Origin of the sequence: Methylobacterium durans (genome assembly GCF_003173715.1) — a bacterium.
Lineage (GTDB): Bacteria > Pseudomonadota > Alphaproteobacteria > Rhizobiales > Beijerinckiaceae > Methylobacterium > Methylobacterium durans.
In genome coordinates this window covers 5,023,146-5,044,949 of sequence record NZ_CP029550.1, presented here as the reverse complement: position 1 = coordinate 5,044,949, position 21,804 = coordinate 5,023,146, and the positions used below count along the sequence as shown (strand labels likewise).

Here is a 21,804-nt window from a genome sequence, read left to right as displayed (position 1 = left end):
CCGTCGAGGCGCCCCTCCTCATACATTGTCGCTCTCCGTCGAGTGTGCGGCCCGCGCCGTCGCCATCTGGCTCCACGACCAGCCGGACACGTCGGGCATGTCGTCGCCGTGCCGGCAGATGTACTCGCGGTGATCGATCAGCTTGTCCCGGATCGCCTGCTTGGCGTAGGCCGCCCGGGCGGCCAGCCCCGGCACGCGGTCGATGACGTCGCTGACGAGATGGAACCGGTCGATGTCGTTCATCACGCACATGTCGAACGGCGTGCTCGTCGTGCCTTCTTCCTTGTAGCCGCGCACATGGAAGTTCCGGTGGCCGTGACGGCGATAGACCAGCCGGTGGATGAGCCACGGGTACCCGTGGAAGGCGAAGACGACCGGCTTGTCCGTCGTGAACAGGGCGTCGAAATCCTGGTCCGACAGGCCGTGCGGATGCTCCGTGCTGGGCTGCAGCTTCATCAGGTTCACGACGTTGATGACGCGCACCTTGAGATCCGGAGCGTGGCGGCGCAGGAGGTCGACGGCCGCGAGCGTCTCCAGGGTCGGCACGTCCCCGCAGCAGGCCATCACCACGTCCGGCTCGCTGCCGCGATCGTTGCTCGCCCAGTCCCATATCCCGAGCCCGGCCGCGCAGTGCTTGACCGCCTGATCCATGGTGAGCCACTGGGGCGCCGGCTGCTTGCCCGCCACGACGACGTTGATGTAGTTCCGGCTCCGCAAGCAGTGATCAGTCACTGAGAGCAGGCAATTGGCATCAGGTGGCAAGTAGACGCGGACGATCTCTGCCTTCTTGTTCACGACATGATCGATGAAACCGGGATCCTGATGGCTGAACCCGTTGTGGTCCTGACGCCAGACATGGCTCGACAGCAGGTAGTTCAGCGATCCGATCGGCCGGCGCCAGGGGATGTGGTTGCAGACCTTCAGCCACTTGGCGTGCTGGTTGAACATCGAGTCGATGATGTGGATGAAGGCCTCGTAGCAGGAGAAGAAGCCGTGCCGTCCCGTCAGCAGGTAGCCCTCGAGCCAGCCCTGACACTGATGTTCGCTCAGCATCTCCATCACGCGGCCGTCGGGCGCGAGGTGATCGTCCCACGGCAACGTCTCGGCGACCCAGGCGCGGTTCGTGACCTCGAGGGCGTCCTGCCAGCGGTTTGAATTGTTCTCGTCCGGGCTGAACAGCCTGAAGTTCCGTGCTTCGGCGTTCAATTGCAGGACGTCGCGCAGGAAGCGTCCCATCACGCGCGTGGATTCCGCCACGGCAACGCCGGGCGTGGTCACGGTGACGGCGTAGTCGCGAAAATCCGGCAGCCGGAGGTCGCGGAGCATCGCGCCGCCGTTAGCGTGTGGGTTCGCGCTCATGCGGCGCTCGCCCTTCGGGGCGAGTTCGGCGATCTCGGGGCGCAGCCGGCCGGCCTCGTCGAAGAGATCGCCGGGCCGGTAGGACTTCATCCAGTCTTCGAGGATCTGCACGTGGGCCGGATTGTCGTGCATCTCGCCCATCGGCACCTGATGCGAGCGCCAATAATCCTCGGTGCGCCTGCCGTCGATTTCCGCGGGACACGTCCACCCCTTGGGCGTGCGTAGAACGATCATCGGCCAGAGCGGTCGGCCCGTGAAACCTCTGTCACGCGCGTCGGTCTTGATCCGTCGGATGTCACGCAGCACCGCGTCCAGGGTGGAGGCCATGCGCTGGTGCATCTCGGCCGGCTCATGGCCTTCGACGAAGTGGGGCGTGTAGCCGTATCCGCGGAAGAGATGTTCGAGTTCCTCGCGGCTGATCCGGGCCAGGACGGTCGGATTCGCGATCTTGTACCCATTGAGGTGCAGGATCGGCAGGACCGTCCCGTCGGTCACCGGGCTGAGAAATTTGTTCGAGTGCCAGCTGGTCGCCAGGGGCCCGGTCTCGGCCTCGCCGTCACCGACGACGCAGGCGACGATGAGATCGGGATTGTCGAAGGCTGCCCCGTAGGCGTGCGAGAGGGAATAGCCCAGCTCGCCGCCCTCGTGCATCGAACCCGGCGTTTCGGGGGCGACGTGGCTCGGAATCCCACCGGGGAAGGAGAATTGCTTGAACAGACGCTTCATGCCCTCGGCGTCGGCGGAGATGTGCGGGTAGACTTCGCTGTAGGTCCCTTCGAGATAGGCATTCGCGATCAGGCCCGGACCACCGTGTCCCGGCCCGGTGATGTAGATCATATCGAGATCGTGCTTCTTGATGAGACGATTGAGATGAACGTAGACGAAGTTCAGGCCCGGTGTTGTGCCCCAGTGACCGAGCAGGCGAGGCTTGATGTGCTCCTTGGTCAGCCGTTCCTTCAGCAGAGGATTGTCGTACAGGTAGATCTGGCCGACCGACAGGTAGTTCGCCGCCCGCCAATAGGCATCGATCAGGGCGAGCTCTGGCGTGTGCGCCGCTCGCTTGGGCTGCCGCCGATTTTTGACGATCGCGTCCATCTGACTGCCTAGGCATGCTGCTGAGGCGGTTCTGGCGCAAAGCGGACGAGATGTGTCGAAGCGGGCTCGGCCTCAGCCTTCCACATGCTTCCAGCCGCCAGAATTCTCGGTTTGTATCGACGCTCGGACGCCCGGCTCAGTACGGGGTGCAAACCCCGGCGTAGGGGTCGTAGGTGGCGTCAGGTCCACATCCTCCGTACCCGCTGCCGTAATAGCCGGCCGCTGCCCCCACCGCGAAAGCCCCGCGCGTCGGCCGCAACGCTAGTCAGGATCAGGGCGGCGAAGGCCGCCGACGAGATCAGGAGAGCTTTCATGAGGTCGTCTCCTCGCCGGAGGACACTATGCGGTGGTGAGCCGCATCGTGCTCAGGCGTAGACCGGCACAACCGGCTCGCGCAGTTTCAACCCGTCCACGTCAGGAACGCTAACACCGCATCGAGCGCCCCGCTTGATCCGAGAGGACATTCACGTGCCGGAAACGGCTCGCGAGGGCCCATGTCTGTGATCAGATGCCCCATCGCATGATTGCAAACAGGACATCCTCAAGATCAGTACCTGCGCCGAATGGGGCGCCCAGACGCTGATACAGCAATCGGGATCCGACCGGCGTTGCGTGCCAGCGCTGCGCGCGAGAGACGCGTCGGATGTCGCCGAGAGGAGCGATGGTGCGGCCGCCGACGCATCGATGCGCGGCGGCTCGCAGGCGCACCGCTGTCCGACCGAAGCCGTACGGGCCGGCAGTGGCGCCCGTCTAGCTGTTTGGTCCCGGGATTTGGTGGTGCGGGTTCTGGGTGAACCTAGAGGGCTCCTCCGTCCAAGCTTTGCAGATAGCTTCGTAGGGCGTGAGGCCGCGTAGCGTCTTGAGGCGGCGGGCGAAGTTATAGGCGGCCACGAAGTCGGCGAGGTGCTGCCGAAGCTGACTGTGGCTGTCGTAGTAGAAGCGCTTGACGGTGGCGTCCTTGATCGTGCGGTTCATCCGCTCAACTTGACCATTCGTCCAGGGATGGCGCGGCTTCGTGAGACGGTGCTCGATGTTGAGGTCGGCGCAGGCGCCCTCAAAGGAGTGGCAGCGGAACAGCACCTTCTCGGCGCGCATCGCTCTGATCTCTTCCGGCGTCCAAGTGTTCCCGGACGGCTCGGTGAAATGCGTGCCGTTGTCGGTGAGCACCGTGTGGATCTTGTAGGGAACGGCGGCAGCAAGGGCCCGCAGGAAGTTGCCGGCGACCCGGCGCGTGGCCTTCTCGTGCAACTCGGCGAAGGCGAACTTGGAGGTCCGGTCGATCGCCACAAGCAGGTAGAGTCGGCCTTCTTTGGTGTGCACCTCGGCGATATCGATGTGGAAGTAGCCGAGCGGGTAGCGCTTGAATTTTGCACGTAGCGGCTTGTCGCCATCCACTTCGGGGAGCCGCGAGATGCCATGGCGCTGCAGGCACCGGTGCAGGCTTGAGCGTGTAAGGTGCGGGATCGTCGGCTGCAGGGCGTAGAGGCAGTCGTCGAGTGGCAGCAGGGTGTGCCGGCGAAAGGCGACGATCACCGCCTCGTTCTCGGCCGTCAGCACCGTAGACCGGTGTTCCGTTGGCCCCGTCTTCCGGTCAGCCACCGAGGACCGCTTCTTCCACTTCGCGACGGTCTTCGGGTTGACGCCGTAACGGGCCGCCAACGCCCTCAGGCTCGCTTGACTATGCTGTATCGCTCGACGGACTGCCGCTGTCGTCGTGGCGCTCCCGTGCTGAACCTGGCCCATAGCGCGTCCTTCCACTCTCGTGAGAAAACTGCACCATCAAACCCTGGGATCAAACACCTAGGAGCCTGTCCGAGTAACGGTGTTTGAGGCCTGGGTAGAGGGGGCGAGACCGGAGCCGATGAGGGCGGACAGCGGGCTCAACGGTCGGCCTGTGCCAGCTTCAGGAGGTTATGGGCCGTGCAGATCATCGCCCACTCGCCCCGGACCTGCTCAAGCCCTCTCATCAGGAACGGTCGGAAGCCTCGGGCCTGCTTGATCTGCCCGAACACCGGCTCAACCACCTGCTTCCTGAGGCGATAGCGACTGCGGCGGCCAGCCCGTTTTAGGCGGGCGGCCATCGCGCTCATCAACGGCATCTTGGTCAGCCTCCGGCGGCCGGCCGCATCCGCCTCGCCGTGTCGCGCCCGGCCCGGAGCGAGGTAGCCCGTAATGCCCCGCTCCCTGAGCGCGACGAGGTTCGCCTCGTTGGCAAACCCGGCATCGCCCGAGACCTCCCGCGGCTTGCGCCTGAGATGAGCGCGGACCCCGTCCACAAGCGGCACGAGGGCGCGGTAGTCGGCCGAGTTGGTCACGAGGCGGTGCGCGACGATCACCTGATGCGCGGCGTCGACCGCGATCTGACCGTTGTAGCCCTGCACGAAGCCGTCGCGCGTGGGCAGGATCCGGCTGTCCGGGTCGGTGAAGTTGCGCTGCGCCCGGTCGGGCGGACTGCCGTCGTCACCGCGCAGTGGCCGACCCTGCCAACGCATGCCCGACGAGGCACCCGGCCCGTTCTCGTCCTCCGGATCGGGCGGATCTGCGGCCTCCGCTTCCAGCGCGGCCTTGGCGGCGCGGATTGCTTCCAGCCGTCGCTGCTTGTCGGCCATCCAGTCCGGCGTTTCGTCGCCCCGACGGCCGGCACCGTGAGCCTGATCCTCCGCCGCGTCAGCCTCGCGCGCTCGCTCCAGCCAAGCGTCCACCTCGGCCGCCAGGGCCGGCTCGGCCGTCTTCATCCGCCCGTAGCTCATCGCTTTGTGGCGCGAGGCGTTTGCCTTCAGCTTGGTGCCATCCACCGCCACGTGAGCGAACTCGACGAGACCGGCCGCCCGACACAGGCGCAGCACCTGCACGAACAGGTCCGACAGGGCCACGAGGTGGCGCTTGCGGAAGTCGGCGATGGTTCGGAAGTCGGGCCGGTTCAGGCCGGTCACCGCCATGACATCGACCCGCTCCTCGCAGGCGCGGGCGAGCTGGCGCGAGGAGTACAGGCCTCGGCTGTAGCCGTAGAGCAGGAGCGCCACCATCATGCCCGGATGGTAGGGCGGGTAGCCGCGCTCCTCGGTGTAGGTGTCGAGAATGGCCGAGAGGTCGAGCGCCTCGCGCACCGTGTCGCGCACGAAGTGCGCCCTGTGCCCGGGTGGCACGAACTCGTGCAGCGAGGGCGGCAGCAGCCAGCCCTGATCGACGTCCCAGGAGCGAAACACCTTGGCCATGAGCCGAGTGAATCATCCCGCGGCCTCGTCGTCGAGACACTTACTCGGACGGGCTCCTAGTACTACTGTGTCACAAGATTGCGGTGTATGAGTGGTGATCCGACCTCGTGCGGGAGCGCGACATGGATCCCTGGAACACCCCGCTGGCCGACCCGCCGCGCTTTGCGGCCTATGTCGACACGCTCTCGGACGCCCTTGGCCATGCGGATCGGGTGGCGCCGCTGAAGGCTTACTGCACCGGTCTCCTCCTGCCGGGCGCGCGCAAGAGCATCGAGCCCATGGCAGCGCGGATCGCGCCAGCGCGTGTTCAGGCCACCCATCAGTCCCTGCACCACTTTGTGGCCAAGGGCGAATGGTCAGACACTGCTTTGCTGGCCCGGGTCCGTGCCGCTGTTCTGCCGATGATCGAGAGCCAAGGCCCAATCCAAGCCTGGATCGTCGATGACACGAGCTTCCCCAAGAAGGGCCGACACTCGGTCGGGGTGGGGCGGCAGTATTGCGGACAGGTCGGCAAGCAGGACAATTGCCAAGTGGCCGTGACGCTCTCGCTGGCTAATGCCCAGGCCAGCCTGCCGGTCGCCTATCGCCTCTACCTGCCGGAAGCCTGGGCCCTGGATCCCGAGCGGCGCAGGAAGGCTGGCGTGCCCGCGGCGATCCGCTTCCAGACCAAGCCGCAGATCGCGCTGGATCAGATCCGTGCCGCTCACGCCGACAAGCTGCCGCCCGGTCTCGTGCTGGCGGATGCCGGATACGGGATCGACACAGCCTTCCGCACGGCCCTGACGGAGTTGGGCTTGCCCTACAGTCTCGGCATTCAGTCTTCGACCAGCCTGTGGTCACCCGGAACGACACCGCTGCCACCCAAACCCTGGAGCGGGCGCGGCCGGCCGCCGACCCGGGTGCGGCGCAGCCCCGATCACAAGCCGCTCTCGGCTGAGAAGCTGGCCCGGTCTCTGCCAGAGGAAGCTTGGCAGTGTGTCACATGGCGTGCCGGCACGAACGGGCTGTTGGTGTCGCGCTTTGCGGCAGAGCGGGTGCGTCCGGCTCATCGCGATGAGCTGCGACACGAGCCCCGTCCCGAGGAATGGGTCCTGATCGAGTGGCCGCAGGGCGAGGCCGCGCCCACCAAGTACTGGCTCTCGAGCCTGCCACCCGAGACGCCCCTGACCGAGCTCGTCAGCCAGACCAAACTGCGCTGGCGCATTGAGCGGGACTATCAAGAGCTGAAGCAGGAGATCGGATTGGGTCACTACGAGGGCCGGGGCTGGCGCGGCTTCCATCATCACGCCAGCTTGTGCATCGCTGCTTACGGGTTTCTGGTCTCTGAGCGGGGCCGGATTCCCCCCTCGGCATCCGAGTTCGTCAGGCTCCAAACACCTGTCCTACCCGCCGATTACAGACCCCGCGGCGCCCCCGATCCGGCCCGAGCGTCACGTGCCTGACTCCATTACGACCTTGCGCCTGGGACTGACGCGCGCCCTGTTGCAATCGCTTCAGCGATGTCCCTGCTGCTATTCTCCGTTTGTGACACAGTAGTACTAGCCGGGTGCCGAGGGCGCCTGAAGCTTCCTGTAGCGCTCGATCGCCGTTCGGGCGTTGAACAACAGGCGGTCGGGGCCAAGTTCGTGATCGAGACCTGCGCGCCGCACCATGTCGAGCACGCCCGGATTGCAGTCGACGAGCCAGAGGGTCACGCTGGTTCGCCGCACGCCCTCCTGTAGCATCTGCAGTGCCGAATACTCGATGTCAGGCACGCGGCTGAGGTCGAGGACGACGACGCGCGGCTTGTGCTCGGCGATCAGCGTCCGGATCCTCTCGCCTACGTTCTGCGCGTTGGCGAAGTAGAGGCGCCCCTCGGGCCGCAGGATCAAGAGGCCCTCGAACGTTTCGTCATCGGGATGCTCAGGTGACAGAGGGCGCAGGACATCGGCCCCGCGCTTGCGCGCGACGACCGAGACCGGTGGGTGAGCGGTCTGGAGGGCGAGGCCGACGAATGAGAGAACGATGGCGACGACGATGCCCTGCAGCGTTCCGAAGACCAGGACTCCGACGGCTGCCACGACCGCCCAATGGAATTCCATCCGCCGCACCCGATGGATGGCCCGGAATTCCCTCGGCTGGATCAGGCCCGCCGAGTAGACAATGACCAACGCCGCGAGGGTCGCCTGCGGCAGAAGACCCAAGATCGGGGCCAGGAGCAGCATCGTGGCAAGCGATGCCGCGGCCGTCACGAGCGAGGCCGCCTGCGTCCGGCCTCCCGCTGCCCGTACGATCCCGGTCTGAGAGGCTCCGCCGCCTGCCGGCATGGCTCCGAGCAGGGCGCCCCCCAGGTTGGCCGCTCCGGTCGCGACCAGCTCGCAATTGGCGTCGATCGGCGGATCGCCGGGTCTGACAAAAGCCCGCCCCGCGGCGATGCTCTCGGTGAAGCTCATCAGCGCGATACCCATGGCGCCCGGCAGGAGCGCCTGGATGAGGGCGAGATCCGGCAGGGTCAGGGAGGGAAGGCCCTGCGGGATGGCTCCGATGACGGGCACCCCCGCGGCGCCCAGGCCCAGCAGCCACGAGGCGGCGATGGCGGCCGCCACCGTGACCAGCGGGGCCGGTGAATGCGGCCTGAGACACTCCATGCTGGCAAGCGCCGCCAGCGTGGTCACTGCGACCGCCAGGGTCAGGAGGGAGGTCTCGGGCAGGTGCTGTATGAGGCCCGCCAAGTCCGCGAAGAAGGATTGTTTCGTGACGTGCAGCCCGAAGAGCTTGGGGGCTTGGTCCAGCAGAATGACGACCCCGATCCCGGCTTTGAACCCCGTCAACACCGGCACGGATATGAAGCTCGCCACGAAGCCGAGCTTCATCAGCCGCGCTGCGAGGAGCAGAACGCCGACCAGGGCCGTCAGCGTTGCCGTTGCGGCAGTGAGCTTCGCCGGATCGCCGTCGGGTACCACGCTGCCGAGTTCAGCACCCGTCAGGATGGCCAGCGTCGTCGTCGAGCTGACGCTGAGGACGCGCGACGAGCCCAGAAGCCCGTAGATGACCGCCGGAACGAAGGCGGTGTAGAGGCCGACCGCCACCGGCAATCCGGCTACGGTGGCGAAGGCCATCGCCTTGGGCAGGACGACGGCCGCGGCCGTGAGGCCTGCCACGATGTTGAAACGAAGCTCTGACGGCGCGCCGTGCCGGAAGGCCTGCACCGTCGATCCGAGGCCCGTCATGTGCGCCTCTCCGCAACCGGCCTGGGTTGAGGAACGATCATACCACGGCGAGCGTGGAGAAAGCTCACCGCGTCAGACCCTTGTCCCACCACACCGCCCGCTTTCGTCCGGTTTCACCCCTCGCGAACTTCCCTGATGGTCCCTTCCCCGCTGAGAAGAAGCGTGCGCAGGCGGTCTCGGCCGAATACCCGGCCGAGTTCCCGGAACGCAAAGTCGGGGATCAAGGCCACGGTGTATCGGGGTTCGCGTCCATGGTGGAGGATGAGACCTGACCAGTTCGAAGATGCGCTGCAGGCTCAGCGCTCGGCCTACCTCAGGGGATCAAGAGCGGTGCAGATCATGGCCCTACACACAGAAGCGGGAAGCCGCTGCGGCAGAACAGGCGAGGCGACACGTTCACAGCTGCTCGCGGTGCGACGCCCTCCGTCCGCGAGTTCCTTATGCTTCGCAGCAGGCTGCAATAGTAACGGCAGCCTTAGTAAGGGCTCGCCATAGTAGCTGGCCGGCGCGTACCCGTAGCCGTTGCGATACGATTATGGGACCGGGCGCTTCGGGGTGCAGGGCCCCCAGAGGTGTCGAGGCGCATTCTCGTGAGGATCAGCCCTAGCGGCCATTGACGGCTCGCAGACAGTCAGCGGTAAATCAAGACGGGCACTTTAGAATGCGTGAGAACCTTCATGGTCTCGCTGCCAATGACGAGGGCGGAAAGGCCCCGACGGCCATGCGAGGCCATGACGATGAGGTCACAGCCGCGGGCACCGGCGGTTTCTATAATGGATTCGTACGGCTGCCGGTCGTCGACTTTCACGACCTCGCAAGGGACACCGGCCTGCCTAGCTGTTTGGTCCCGGGATTTGGTGGTGCGGGTTCTGGGTGAACCTAGAGGGCTCCTCCGTCCAAGCTTTGCAGATAGCTTCGTAGGGCGTGAGGCCGCGTAGCGTCTTGAGGCGGCGGGCGAAGTTATAGGCGGCCACGAAGTCGGCGAGGTGCTGCCGAAGCTGACTGTGGCTGTCGTAGTAGAAGCGCTTGACGGTGGCGTCCTTGATCGTGCGGTTCATCCGCTCAACTTGACCATTCGTCCAGGGATGGCGCGGCTTCGTGAGACGGTGCTCGATGTTGAGGTCGGCGCAGGCGCCCTCAAAGGAGTGGCAGCGGAACAGCACCTTCTCGGCGCGCATCGCTCTGATCTCTTCCGGCGTCCAAGTGTTCCCGGACGGCTCGGTGAAATGCGTGCCGTTGTCGGTGAGCACCGTGTGGATCTTGTAGGGAACGGCGGCAGCAAGGGCCCGCAGGAAGTTGCCGGCGACCCGGCGCGTGGCCTTCTCGTGCAACTCGGCGAAGGCGAACTTGGAGGTCCGGTCGATCGCCACAAGCAGGTAGAGTCGGCCTTCTTTGGTGTGCACCTCGGCGATATCGATGTGGAAGTAGCCGAGCGGGTAGCGCTTGAATTTTGCACGTAGCGGCTTGTCGCCATCCACTTCGGGGAGCCGCGAGATGCCATGGCGCTGCAGGCACCGGTGCAGGCTTGAGCGTGTAAGGTGCGGGATCGTCGGCTGCAGGGCGTAGAGGCAGTCGTCGAGTGGCAGCAGGGTGTGCCGGCGAAAGGCGACGATCACCGCCTCGTTCTCGGCCGTCAGCACCGTAGACCGGTGTTCCGTTGGCCCCGTCTTCCGGTCAGCCACCGAGGACCGCTTCTTCCACTTCGCGACGGTCTTCGGGTTGACGCCGTAACGGGCCGCCAACGCCCTCAGGCTCGCTTGACTATGCTGTATCGCTCGACGGACTGCCGCTGTCGTCGTGGCGCTCCCGTGCTGAACCTGGCCCATAGCGCGTCCTTCCACTCTCGTGAGAAAACTGCACCATCAAACCCTGGGATCAAACACCTAGCCTCCTGCTCGGCCTCCGTGAGCGTACGCTCGGCGTCGGCATGGGCATGTCGACTGAATTCATCGGCGTACGGGTACGACGGCCCCAACCCCAAAGTTGGAAGCCGGTGGATTACCGTGAGAACTGTCACCTTCGCCCCAACAGTCTTGGCGAGCGAAACAGCTTCTTTTACGGCCGAGGCGGAAAGTGGCGTCCCATCAGTAGGGACAAGGATATGCTGGTACATCGGGATCTCTCCCAGCAGGACGCGAGGCACACGCGCGTGGTCGTTCGAGGCCGACCCGTAGGGCCCGTTCCGGTTTATAGCAGTAGGACATGCTGAGTTGTAGGACTGATACCAAGTCTCGCTGAGCCGAACTCACGCTGGGTAGCGGTGCGGAAGGGGCGGTGTTCTGTCCTCGGGTTTTGGAGCCTGGGAGGATGGGATGGCCGCTCCTGTGCCACTGCGGCCGGACTACGATGCTGAGGCCCTGCGTGCCCTGGGGAAGAGTTCGCGCGCCCCGGATCAGACCCGCCGCCTGCTGGCTCTGTCGGCGATCTACGCCGGCGGCTCGCGCTCCGAGGCGGCCGCTCTCGGCGGGGTTGGGCTTCAGGCGGTGCGGGACTGGGTGCGCGCATTCAACGCCGATGGGCTGATTGGCGGCAAGGCTCCCGGTGCCCGCCCTCGGTTGAACGCTGAGCAGCGTGCCGCGCTGAAGGCCCTGGTCGAGCAAGGCCCGGTGCGAGCGGCGCACGGGGTCGTGCGCTGGCGGCTGAGCGACCTGGCTCAGATTCTGTTCGAGGACCACCGGGTCTCAGTCTCCGAGCAGACGCTGAGCCGGGTTCTGCGGAACATGGGCTACCGGAAGCTCTCAGCCCGTCCCCGCCATCACGCTCAGGATCAGGACGCCATCTCCGCTCTTAAAAAGCCTTCCCCGCCCGCTTGGCGCAGATCGCGCAGGCAACCGGCGGCAAGCCGATAGAGGTCTGGTTCTCAGATGAGGCCCGCGTCGGCCAGAAGAACACCATCACCCGGCGATGGGTACGGCGCGGCACACGGCCGGCAGCTCCGAAGGACCAGCGCACCGCCTCAGCCTACCTCTTCGGCGCAATCTGCCCGGCTCGTGGTACGGGAGCCGGGCTCGTCATGCCTCGCTGCACCACCGAGGCAATGAACCTGCACTTGGCCGAGATTGCCAGGGCCATCGCCCGGGCGCGCACGCCGTGCTGCTGCTCGATCAGGCTGGCTGGCACATGACCAAGAAGCTTGTGATCCCGGCCGACATCACCCTGCTGCCGCTGCCAGCGCGCTCGCCTGAACTGAACCCGGTTGAGAACCTCTGACAGTTCATCCGTGAGAACTGGCTCGGCAATCGGATCTTTGCGTCATACGAGGCCATCCTCAGCACTGCTGCGACGCCTGGAACAAGCTCATCAATCGGCCCTGGCGCATCATGTCCATCGGCCTGCGCGCCTGGGCCCATGAGTTCTGATCAGTGAGAGTCGGTATAAGGGTTACGGCTTTGAGCGAGGGTAGCGTGGCGCTCGTGCGGTTCGTACGCCGACGGCCGTTGTGACTCAGAGTGCGGCGCGTTTGGAGGCGTGCGAACTGCTTATCAAGCCAGATCGCAGCACTCGCAAGAGCGACTTGTGAAGGAAAAGTCAGACAGTTGTCGAGGCAGTAGAGGTTGACTCGCTGCAGATTGGTAGACCTTCTGCTCTGCGCCGATTGTGTTGAAAAACTCCGCGGCGCGGTCGAAGTCCTCTATAGCTAGTATTTGTCGCCCGATACGACCCCAGGTGTTGTAGGTTGATGTCCTCGAAAGAGGGGCAAACGGAGTTTTTCAACACAATCCGCCCATTCCGGCCGTTCAGCCGATCATGGCGGCTGCCCTGAAGCGGCCATCCGCTGGTGGACATTATGGAACAGGCTGCTAAGCGCCCGCGTAGATCGATCATAGAATAAGAAGCGGCCAATTTATAACGCCTGTACGCAACACTTGCGATTTTCTTTTCTGGCAACGCGCGCAAACTCCCCCTGCCGCCACAAGGCAGCATCGCGTCGTTTGCTCAAATAGCTACGCTTGCCTTGTTCGGCTCGTGGGGCCGCCCGTCAGCTGCGGTGTAGGCGGCGGGCATTGCAAAATGTGGACGTGCTCCGGTTGTGTTGAGTTCCGCCGCTGACGCGAGGAGGCAACAATGAAGCCTATGTTCCCGGACATCACCGCGGCAGCCGCCGCGAGGCTTCCGCTTGTTCGTATGGCAGCTCTCACCGGCCTCCTTGTCGCTGTCAGCTCCGGGGCTGCACTCGGTGAGCCTGTCGCCAAGTCCGGCACCACGCCTTACGTCACGCACTTCGTCTTTCGGCCTCTGGCCAGCATCGACATTGCGGGTCTGGGCTCAGTGACGCCGCTAGAGGCCGTCGGAACGACGCAGAACCTCAAAGGCGAGGCCACGCTCGACAAGATGTCCGCGCGGTGCATGGCGCTGAACGTCGCATCGGGTGACAAGAAGTACATCGACGGCGCCTGCGTGCTCGCCGACAATGACGGCGACCACATCTTCTCCACCTTCGACACCCGCGACGTCGACAAGACACAGGCCGATCTCAGTTGCGGCACGCACGTCATCACAGGCGGCACCGGCAAGTATGACGGCATCACGGGCCGCGAGCCCTTCGCCTGCAACGTCATGCCGGCACTGGCCGGGGCCGGCGGCTACACCGCGATGGACATCCCGCACAACACGACCTGGGAGATCAAGCCGAAGCAGGTCGGCACCACCGCGCCGAGCACAACCGGCACGATCAAACCGTGACGTTCAAGGGAGCCCGACCATGCTGCCGGGCGCCCGTCCCCCTGGCGGAGCTGCCCGCGCATCGGCCTCTAGAGTGCGCGCACCACGAGGCTCCGCCCCAACGGCCATCACACTGAACTCGCGCGAGGTTGGAGGGAGATGACCATGAAGACGTCCCTGCTCACCCTATCGCTCTTGGCCGCCCTGGCAGGCGCGGCCGCTTTGATGCCTGCAAGCGTGTCGGCAGGCCCCACCGAGGACGTGCAGACCGCCATGCAGCGCCTGAAGTCGAAGGCCGCCGCCCTCGGGCCCCGAGCGTGAAGGGCGAGGACACGATCGCCGGGAAGACCGTCCCGGTCCTCTACTTCGGCCAGACCAAGATGAACGGCGACTTCTCCCTGGTCGACAGCGTGCAGAAGGAGGTCGGCGGGACCGCGACCCTGTTCGTCAGGAGCGGCGGTGAGTTCGTCCGCGTCTCGACGAACGTGAAGAAGGATGATGGCTCGCGTGCCGTCGGCACGGTCCTGGATCCGAAGGGGAAGGCCATCGCGGCCGTCGCGAAGGGCGAGGCCTATTTCGGCGAGGCCGACATCCTGGGCAAGCCCTACACCACGGGCTACGAGCCGATCCGCGATGCGAGCAGCGGCGTTATCGGAGTTTACTACGTCGGCTACCCGAAGAAGTAGGGCGTGGCCTCACGATGGGCTTGGCAAGCTAGGCTGTAACGCAGCGAAGCGTCCCGACTGAGTGTGCCCTCAGGCAAGCCTAAGCTGTAATGCTGCACGCCGATTGGACGTTAAGAAACAGGCCCCACTGACCCGTCTGCAGCTCAAGGTGACACGCTCCAGCTCAGAGCCTCATGCGGTGACGAGATGCCTCGCAGGGGTTGAGGCCAATGTCTTCTAAGCCCCTGTCGTCGAGAAGCTCCAGCTCCCGATAAGCTCGTCGCGTGCGATACCAGAGCCGTACAAAGCGAGCCACCGATGCCAACATCGCTGATCTCCAGGCTGGTTGCATGGAGAGGTATGAGCGTCTGACGCGAAGTAGTCTGTGCTCGGTGGCACCGATGCTTGCCATCATTTGATCAGTCAGCGGCAGGAGTATCTCACGTGCTATAGTCCGGCTGGATCCGGCACAGCTGGCCGACCAAGGCCGCTGAGGACCACGGCATGAACCGGGCAGGCAGTGAACGCCACATCGCGGCGATCATGGTGGCCGACATCGTGGGCTACAGCCGCCTCATGGGCGCCGACGAGGCGGGAACGCTGCGCCGCCTGAAAGCTCTGCGCCGTGAGGTGATCGATCCCAGCATCGCCGCAGCTCATGGACGGATCGTCAAGACGATGGGCGACGGGCTGCTCGTCGAGTTCCCGAGCCCTGTCCGGGCCGTCATCTGCGCACTCCAGATCCAACGCGCTATGCCGACCCATGAAGCCGGCCTGCCGCCGGACCGGCAGTTCCGCCTGCGCATCGGCATCAACCTCGGCGACGTCGTGGCCGAACCAGACGGCGACCTCTACGGCGACGGCATCAACGTGGCTGCCCGTCTGGAGCCGCTGGCGGAGCCGGGCGGCCTCTGCATCTCGCGCGCGGTGCACGATCAGGTGCGTGATAAGCTCCCCTACGGCTTCGAGGATCTCGGCAAGCGGGAGCTGAAGAACATCGCGCGACCCGTAGGCGTGTTCGTGCTTTCGGCGCCGGCCATCAGCTCGCTCAGCATCACCGACGAGGCTGAAGAGCCACCGCCCGCCTCACGTGCCCGCTTCCTCCGGCCGGCTGCGCGGGCGACTTGTCTGGCTGCGCTGCTTGTGATGGGCGGCTTTGGCTGGTGGTTCTGGTCAAGCTCGCGAGCGCCAGCACCGAGCCCGCCGAGCGCCATCCCAGCGGTGAGCAGCGCAAAGGCTCCATCGCTCTCGCTCGTTGTCCTGCCCTTCGCCAACCTCAGCCATGACCCGGAGCAGGAATACTTCGCCGACGGACTCACCGAGGATCTGACGACGGACCTCTCGCATCTCGACGGCAGCTTCGTCATCGCGCGCAACACCGCCTTCACGTACAAAGGCAAACCTGCCGACGTGCGGCAGGTCGGTCGCGACTTGGGCGTGCGCTACGTCCTGGAAGGCAGCGTCCGGCGCGTGGGTGAGCGGGTTCTGCTGAATGCCAAGCTGATCGGGGCTGATACCGGCGCGCAGATCTGGGCCAACCGGCTGGAAGGGGACAGAAGCCAGCTGGGCGAGTTGCAGGCCGAGTTCGTGGCGCGCCTCGCCCGCTCACTCGACGTGCAGCTGACCCAAGCCGAGAGCCTGCGCTCGCTGCGCGAGCGGCCGCACAATCCGGATGCTGGTGACCTCGCCATGCGGGGCTGGGCAGCTCTGAACCGCCCTCGCAACCCGACGCACATCCGCGAGGCGCTCAGGCTTTTCGAGGAGGCGCTTCACCACGATCTGCACCTCGTCTCCGCCTTGGTCGGCAAAGCGCGATCTCTGACGTATCTGGCTTGGCTTCGCTGGAGCGAGACCCGGAGAGGGACTTGGCTGCAGGGGATGCAGCCATCGCGCAGGTTCTGTCGGAAGTCCCGGACCACGCGATGGCGCACTTCGTCAGAGGCGACATCCTGAAAGCGCGGAAGAGGCCTGATCTGGCCATCCCCGAGTTCGAGGCGGCGATCGCGAGTGACCGGAATTTAGCCGTCGCCTACGAGGCGCTCGGGCACGCCAAGACCCTGCTGGGGCGATCGAACGAGGCGCTTGCCCCCATCGATAAGGCCTTGCGCTTGAGCCCGCATGATCCGGCGCTGAACCTGTGGCTCTTCCACATGTGCCACGCCTACACGCACATGGCGCGCTATCAAGAGGCCATCCCTTGGTGCCTCAAGGCGAACGCGGTGGCGCCGCTCTGGCTCTCTTACGTGGACTTGGCCGCGGGTTATGCCTGGACCGGACAGGCAGCAGAGGCTCGCAATGCGGTTGCCGAGCTGCTCAAGCTGATGCCGAACTACACGGTCGAGAAATGGGCGAACGCTGGGTTCTCGGACAACCCGCAGTTTCTCGTCGAGTACCAGAGGATCGTGGAAGGGCTCAGAAGGGCTGGCCTGCCGGAAAAGTAGCTCGCCTGTGTATGCAGCATCCCGGCTCGCGCGAGTTGGAGGGCGACGTACAAATGAGCCTGCCCTGACCTGACCGGCTGGCTCTGGACCGACCTGATTGCGAGGATCAGCCAGGACCGGAGGAACTGGAGATGCGGCGAGGATACAGGCCAAGTGCCGAGCCGGTGGTGCTGACGCTGCAAGTCCGCTTACCGGCAGCTTGAGCCCTAAACCGGACAGGCCGCTTCCGGCCATCTTCGGTCGGCAAATTCGCGCCCGTTCCGGGTGTATATGCCTGGACTCGACAGTCTCGGACGCAGATTTCTTGCGGTCGTCCGACCGCGATCGAGCTGCAGGATGTGACGGTTCGCGCTGCATCACCCGTGCTACGGGCAGCGAAACCCGACGTCTAGCCGAATTCAGATTGCCCCAGGTCCGAAATCGTTCTTCGAATACAGATGGCCGGAGCGGCCGCAAGGTGTCTCCATGCAAAGTCGCAGATGGCGTATGTTGTCGAGCGCGTGAGTTTACTTCCGCGCGTCGCGCGCCTTGCGGGCAATCTCGTTGAGCATCGTCACGGCCTCGTCGAAGCGGTCCTCCGCCTCGGCGTTGCGTTGGAAGCCGACCCGCTGCACCAGGATCTCACCCGGCGTCGGCTGCTGCTGGAACAGGCTCATCACCTCATCGATGAAGTCGGCCAGCGGCAGGTAGCCTTCCCGCGTAGATTGGCCCGGTGTGAGGTCGGTCTGGACCGCCGGCGGCACCAGCTCGATCACCTCGATCTTTCCCTTGAGCGCTTCCCGGAGCGCCACCGTGTAGCTGTGCATGGCCGCTTTGGTCGCCGAGTAGGTCGGGGTTGCGACGAGCGGCACGAAGGCCAGGCCCGAGGTGACGTTGATGAGCGCCGCGTCGGGCTGCCGGCTCAGATGCTCGACGAGAGCATTGGTCAGCCGGATGGGGCCAAGCAGGTTGGTGGTGACGGTCGCCTCCGTGTCCGAGAGATCGCGGCGCTCGTCGAGGGCCTCGAAGCGCATGATCCCGGCATTATTGACGAGTACGTTGAGGGCGGGGTGCTCAGAGACCAAGCGCCAAGCGAAGTCTTCGACGCCCTCGGCTCTGTCGGCGTCGAATGCCATGGCATGCATGTTCCGGCGCCCGGCGATCGTCTGCTGCAGCGCCTGCGTGCGGCGACCGGCGACGATGACGGTGTTGCCGAGGTCATGGAAACGGTGGGCGAGAGCCTGTCCGATACCGGAACCGCCGCCGGTGATGAGGATGGTGTTACCCGACGTCTTCACCTGAGCGACCTTCCGTTGTTGTCACCGCAGAGGTTATGACTCGCGCTCTCCAGCCTGAAGTAGGCACGAAAAAGATTTATACGCACCGGAAAGAGAGTGTCGGATGCGCAAGGCTTTAGCCAATCCGGAAATCGAAACGCGTCGGCGATCCCCGGTCCCGACCGAGACAGATCCGGCCATCGAAGCCCTGGTCCAGGACATCATCGGCAAGGTCGCCGACAAGTGGACCATGCTGATCCTCGAGGCTCTGCAGGAGCATGGCACGCTGCGCTTCACCCAGCTCGCCAAGGCGGTGGGGCGCATCAGCCAGAAGATGCTGACGCAGACTGTGCGGCAGATGGAGCAGGACGGGCTGGTGCACCGGACGGTGCATCCGGTCATCCCGCCCCACGTCGACTACACGCTCACGCCGCTCGGCGAGAGCCTGAGCGCCGCGTTCTGCGGCGTCTGGATCTGGGCGGAGACGCACCACGCCGAGATCCTGAGGGCACGTGAGACATTCGCGGCTGCCAGAAGGCCATGATGCCGCTCACGCGTCGCTGAAGAATTTTCTATGTCCCTGGCCGGACGCAAGCCCGACGAGACATGCAGGGCGAGACCCGGAGACACGCCGGATCTCGAAGCACATCCCACGCCCCGGCTTTTGGTCACGCGGCGTGTCGAGTCGTCCGAACGACGTTCTCGTTGCCCGCCGACGCGGATCGAACGGTTGCGTCGGCAGAAACCGGCCGGAGGGCATCGGCGAAGCGTACGGCCCAACCAAACTTCAGTGCGGCTGCGACAGAGAAGCCGTAGTAGATCGCCGCTGCCACGGCGGCGGAGGCGGCGTAATAGAGAAGAAGGGTAGTCACCGGCACAATCCCAGTCAGTGGTCAGCTGCATCGCATGTGAACTCGCCACTGCTCCGAAACCAGCTGTGGTTTGGCATCCGTGGCATGTCAGGAGTGCATACTTGGTCTTGGCGGCCGGCTCAGCTGGCTCAGCCAAGCTCTGGTCCAGGGGCCGATCGCCTGCGCTAGCGGCGAGCCGGCACCGGCAAAACCGTTCCTCCCGCATGGTCGTCGGTCGGCACCTGCAGAGTGCCGCGGTTGAGGCTTCCTCGGGAGGAGGACGAACAGGCCTCGGCGGCCGTGGCAGCATCGCGTCCGCAGGTCAGGACTGCGAAGGACCGACAGTGTCAGCCGCAAACGCCTGCCGCGTACCCAGCGGCTTCGGCTGACCCGTCGTGCTGTCGCGCGCTGTCTGCCGCTCCATCTCGGCATTCAGCTTAGCCCCGAGAAGCACGATGACCACCGACAGCCAGATCCAGGTCATGAACCCGACGCCCGCTCCCAGCGAGCCGTAGACCCGATTGTAGCTGTCGAAGCTCGCCACGTACCAGGAGAAAAGAACCGAGGCGCAGAACCAGCACAGTGCGGCCGCGGCGCTGCCCCAGCTCACCCAACGCCACTTGGCCTCACGCCGGCTCGGACCGTATCGGTAGATCAGTGACAGCCCGAGGCTGACGATGACGAGTAAGGCCGGCCAGCGCGCGACGCGCAGCAGAGCATCCGTCGCTGAACCAAGCCCGATCCGGTTCAGCACGATGGGCAGGACGACCACCATGGAGGTCGCAGCAAGCGCGAACAGCACGCCTCCGAACGTGAACAGGAAGGTAGCCGCGTAGAAGCGGATGAGGGACCGCTTCTCCCGCTCCCTGTAGATGACGTTCAGCGCGTCGAAGAGGGCGCTCACGCCCGAATTGGCGCTCCAGAAAGCGATGAGGAGACTGAGAATCGAGGCGGTGCTGAGGGTGCCGCTACTCTGGCGGGTGATGCGCACGAGCTGGTCATCCAAGAGTTCCAGCACGCCGTTCGGGAGCACGCCGGCGAGCAGGCTGAGGTGCTGACCGATCGCATTCGGGTCCGAGACGAGCGCGTAGAGCGAGACGATCGTCGCGAGGCCGGGAAAGGTCGCGAGAAGCGCGAAGAAGGCGACCCCGCCCGCTGTGGCAAGCACACGATCTTCGGGCAGGGACAGCACGATACGCCAGAGGATGTCGCGCCAGCCGGGGGCCGGGATCTGATCGGGCCGAACGGCTCTGCGTCCGCGACCGGGTTCCTGGGCGCGTGCATGGGCGAGGCCGATCGTCGTCCCGTCGGGCGCCCTCGCCCTGTCGGAACGCAAGCCCTCACCCGCCTCATCCTGGATCATGAAGCGCCTCGCGCGATGCGCTGCAGTTTGGGCGCATCTTACGGTTGGCCCGTGCCGGGAGCGAGCCACATCAGCTGCCCCCGCAGCGTCGCTCCAGCGGACGTTCCATCCTGCGGTTTCGGCCGAACATTCTCCTCGCGCACGAAGGGTACCAGTCTGCGGCAGGCAGCAACCGAACCGCAGTGTTCGCTACGCAAAGTCGTCTGAGCAGACGCTGCCATTCCGCTTTCGATCGAAGCTGTGCGGCAGCCCTGAGCCCATCCCGTCCATTGCTGGAATTTCCGAAGCGAACATCGAGACAGGTCGGATCTCGGGTTTCGCTTGCCCCCAGAGCCGACCTCGGGCCGGCAGGGCCTGGAACGCCGCTCCCGACCCCGCGCGTTTTGGGAAGATCAGCGGTCTGCCTGCCCGGCCCGATAGAGACGGCCGTCTGCAAGAAGCGGATTCGGCCGACCTGAACCGGCCTGGGCCCGGTTTCGCGCGCCTACGGGCGACGGCCACGCTGGTCTCGATGCCGAGGTTCATGTCGAGGCGTGCTCGGTCGGGGAGTGGCCGGCATTCCCGTGCGGATGCCCCCTGATCCTTACGGCCAACGCACTGGAAAATGTTGCATGCATTCTCGTAACCAGCCTGTCTGATTACGAGGAACCGTATCGACGCCGTCTCCGTATCTGCTCACCGCAACCGGTGGGATCACAGGAGATGAAATGTTTCGAAAGCTGACCCTGACCCTGCCCCTGCTCTCCACACTGATCGTTGCTGGCGGCGTCCTGAGCACCTCTACAGCCGCCTTGGCCGACCCACCTTGGGCACGAGGCGATCGCGGCTACCATTATGGCGGCCCTCCGTCCTGGGCTCCGGCCCATGGCTGGCGACGCAAGCACGAGTTCCGTGGCTATGATCGGCCGTACCGGGGCTCGCGCTACTTCGAAGAGCGGCGCTACGGCGGGTATGGCGGTTACCGCTACTGAGCTGGTGGACCGCAGCCACTGCATCGTTGAGGTCTTAGACTGAGGGGCCGAACGATCCGTCGATGCAAGCTCGTCCTAATTCGTTCTGGGCGGGCTCACACGTCCTCATCATTTCCTCGGGCACTGGGAGTGTCGCTTTGCCTCGGTTCGCCCAAGGCTTCCTCGCCGCCTACATGCTTGCCGGTGTCTACCTCGGCGCGGTGGCGCTGGCAGGCCCGACTTCGCAGAGCGTCGGTCGTTCCGTGATGGTCGGCGTGGCTTGGCCGCTGTTGGTCTCGCCAGCCTTCGTCCGGCGCGAGATCTGCGCGGCGCGATAAGTGCCTCCGCATCGGGCGGGCGCGCATCGTCGGAGGTGAGCAACGGCCGGGAAGCAGGTAGGAACCCGAAGTCGGGGCCGCGTCTCCGGTGTCAGCGTCGGCCGCATGGTTCCGGGCGTCAGCCTCCAGCTTCGCTCCCTGCTCCGCCAGCCGCGCCAACATGATGGCCGTGCGCACCGTGATCCGCTTGCGGAACTCCGATGCGCCCGGATCGGCCGGTCTCGTGCGCGATAGGCCGTGCCTGGATCGCGGTGGAGAGACCGACCGAGCACGTCCTGCGCGGGCACGAACGCTTCGTCCGGGCTGCCGCTCAGGCACGACGTGATAGCCGCGTCGACCTCTTCCTCAGAGATCGCGCCTACCCTGAACAACTCGCCGAGGAATAAATTTTCCGCCATGT

Annotated in this window: 16 protein-coding genes and 3 pseudogenes; 9 read left to right on the top strand and 10 right to left on the bottom strand. The window is 65.2% G+C overall.

Features of this window, described 5'->3' with window-relative positions:
* Positions 1-18: 18 nt before the first annotated feature.
* From DK389_RS23270 to DK389_RS23260, 3 genes are all read right to left on the bottom strand, one after another.
* Entirely contained in the window at positions 19-2,454 is a 2,436-nt protein-coding gene (locus DK389_RS23270; protein ID WP_109893150.1) for a phosphoketolase family protein, read from the bottom strand.
* A gap of 750 nt (positions 2,455-3,204) precedes the next feature.
* Positions 3,205-4,197 carry an IS481 family transposase gene (locus DK389_RS23265; RefSeq protein WP_109888633.1) on the bottom strand — a complete coding sequence of 331 codons (993 nt, stop codon included), beginning with the start codon at positions 4,195-4,197 and terminating at the stop codon, positions 3,205-3,207.
* Positions 4,198-4,334: 137 nt separating this feature from the next.
* Positions 4,335-5,669, bottom strand: a complete 1,335-nt coding sequence (locus DK389_RS23260) for an IS1182 family transposase (protein ID WP_109893148.1) — start codon at positions 5,667-5,669, stop codon at positions 4,335-4,337.
* Positions 5,670-5,791: 122 nt separating this feature from the next.
* Between DK389_RS23260 and DK389_RS23255 the strand changes: the two genes are divergently transcribed.
* Positions 5,792-7,111 carry an IS701 family transposase gene (locus tag DK389_RS23255; protein ID WP_109890411.1) on the top strand — a complete coding sequence of 440 codons (1,320 nt, stop codon included), beginning with the start codon at positions 5,792-5,794 and terminating at the stop codon, positions 7,109-7,111.
* Positions 7,112-7,207: 96 nt separating this feature from the next.
* Here the strand turns inward: DK389_RS23255 and DK389_RS23250 are convergent, their stop codons facing one another.
* The 4 genes and pseudogenes from DK389_RS23250 to DK389_RS23235 all read right to left on the bottom strand — a co-directional run bounded on the left by DK389_RS23250 (position 7,208) and on the right by DK389_RS23235 (position 10,991).
* Positions 7,208-8,878: a SulP family inorganic anion transporter gene (locus DK389_RS23250; RefSeq protein WP_109893146.1), complete on the bottom strand. Its 1,671-nt coding sequence runs from the start codon at positions 8,876-8,878 to the stop codon at positions 7,208-7,210.
* 631 nt (positions 8,879-9,509) lie between these two features.
* Positions 9,510-9,704 (bottom strand): annotated as a pseudogene (locus DK389_RS23245) (universal stress protein); the annotation flags it as partial.
* Between the two features lie 7 nt (positions 9,705-9,711).
* Entirely contained in the window at positions 9,712-10,704 is a 993-nt protein-coding gene (locus DK389_RS23240) for an IS481 family transposase (RefSeq protein WP_109888633.1), read from the bottom strand.
* Positions 10,626-10,991, bottom strand: a complete 366-nt coding sequence (locus tag DK389_RS23235) for a universal stress protein (protein ID WP_109896754.1) — start codon at positions 10,989-10,991, stop codon at positions 10,626-10,628. Before DK389_RS23235 ends, DK389_RS23240 begins: the two co-directional genes overlap by 79 nt.
* A 199-nt stretch (positions 10,992-11,190) precedes the next feature.
* Here DK389_RS23235 and DK389_RS23230 point away from each other — a divergent pair.
* The 4 genes and pseudogenes from DK389_RS23230 to DK389_RS23220 all read left to right on the top strand — a co-directional run bounded on the left by DK389_RS23230 (position 11,191) and on the right by DK389_RS23220 (position 14,226).
* Positions 11,191-12,237 (top strand): annotated as a pseudogene (locus tag DK389_RS23230) (IS630 family transposase).
* Positions 12,238-12,952: 715 nt separating this feature from the next.
* A complete protein-coding gene (locus DK389_RS23225) occupies positions 12,953-13,561 on the top strand; it encodes a hypothetical protein (protein ID WP_236960289.1) in 609 nt (202 codons plus the stop codon).
* A 144-nt stretch (positions 13,562-13,705) separates the two neighbouring features.
* Positions 13,706-13,861, top strand: coding sequence for a hypothetical protein (locus DK389_RS34510; protein WP_236960288.1), 156 nt, complete (start codon positions 13,706-13,708; stop codon positions 13,859-13,861).
* Positions 13,858-14,226, top strand: coding sequence for a Cache 3/Cache 2 fusion domain-containing protein (locus DK389_RS23220; RefSeq protein WP_236960286.1), 369 nt, complete (start codon positions 13,858-13,860; stop codon positions 14,224-14,226). Before DK389_RS34510 ends, DK389_RS23220 begins: the two co-directional genes overlap by 4 nt.
* A gap of 163 nt (positions 14,227-14,389) precedes the next feature.
* On the opposite strand, the gene DK389_RS35750 is transcribed toward DK389_RS23220, so the two are convergent.
* A complete protein-coding gene (locus DK389_RS35750) occupies positions 14,390-14,533 on the bottom strand; it encodes a YjiS-like domain-containing protein (protein WP_162560802.1) in 144 nt (47 codons plus the stop codon).
* 176 nt (positions 14,534-14,709) lie between these two features.
* Here DK389_RS35750 and DK389_RS23210 point away from each other — a divergent pair.
* Positions 14,710-16,646 (top strand): annotated as a pseudogene (locus tag DK389_RS23210) (adenylate/guanylate cyclase domain-containing protein).
* A gap of 506 nt (positions 16,647-17,152) precedes the next feature.
* Here DK389_RS23210 and DK389_RS23205 read toward each other — a convergent pair.
* Positions 17,153-17,923, bottom strand: a complete 771-nt coding sequence (locus DK389_RS23205) for an SDR family oxidoreductase (RefSeq protein WP_109893140.1) — start codon at positions 17,921-17,923, stop codon at positions 17,153-17,155.
* A 103-nt stretch (positions 17,924-18,026) separates the two neighbouring features.
* Between DK389_RS23205 and DK389_RS23200 the strand changes: the two genes are divergently transcribed.
* Positions 18,027-18,446 carry a winged helix-turn-helix transcriptional regulator gene (locus DK389_RS23200; RefSeq protein WP_109893138.1) on the top strand — a complete coding sequence of 140 codons (420 nt, stop codon included), beginning with the start codon at positions 18,027-18,029 and terminating at the stop codon, positions 18,444-18,446.
* A gap of 629 nt (positions 18,447-19,075) precedes the next feature.
* Here the strand turns inward: DK389_RS23200 and DK389_RS23195 are convergent.
* Positions 19,076-20,116, bottom strand: a complete 1,041-nt coding sequence (locus DK389_RS23195) for a YihY/virulence factor BrkB family protein (RefSeq protein WP_109893136.1) — start codon at positions 20,114-20,116, stop codon at positions 19,076-19,078.
* 707 nt (positions 20,117-20,823) lie between these two features.
* On the opposite strand from DK389_RS23195, the gene DK389_RS23190 reads away from it, so the two are divergent.
* Both DK389_RS23190 and DK389_RS23185 read left to right on the top strand, forming a co-directional pair.
* Entirely contained in the window at positions 20,824-21,087 is a 264-nt protein-coding gene (locus DK389_RS23190) for a hypothetical protein (protein WP_109893134.1), read from the top strand.
* A gap of 137 nt (positions 21,088-21,224) precedes the next feature.
* Positions 21,225-21,404, top strand: a complete 180-nt coding sequence (locus DK389_RS23185; protein ID WP_109893132.1) for a hypothetical protein — start codon at positions 21,225-21,227, stop codon at positions 21,402-21,404.
* Positions 21,405-21,804: the final 400 nt, after the last annotated feature.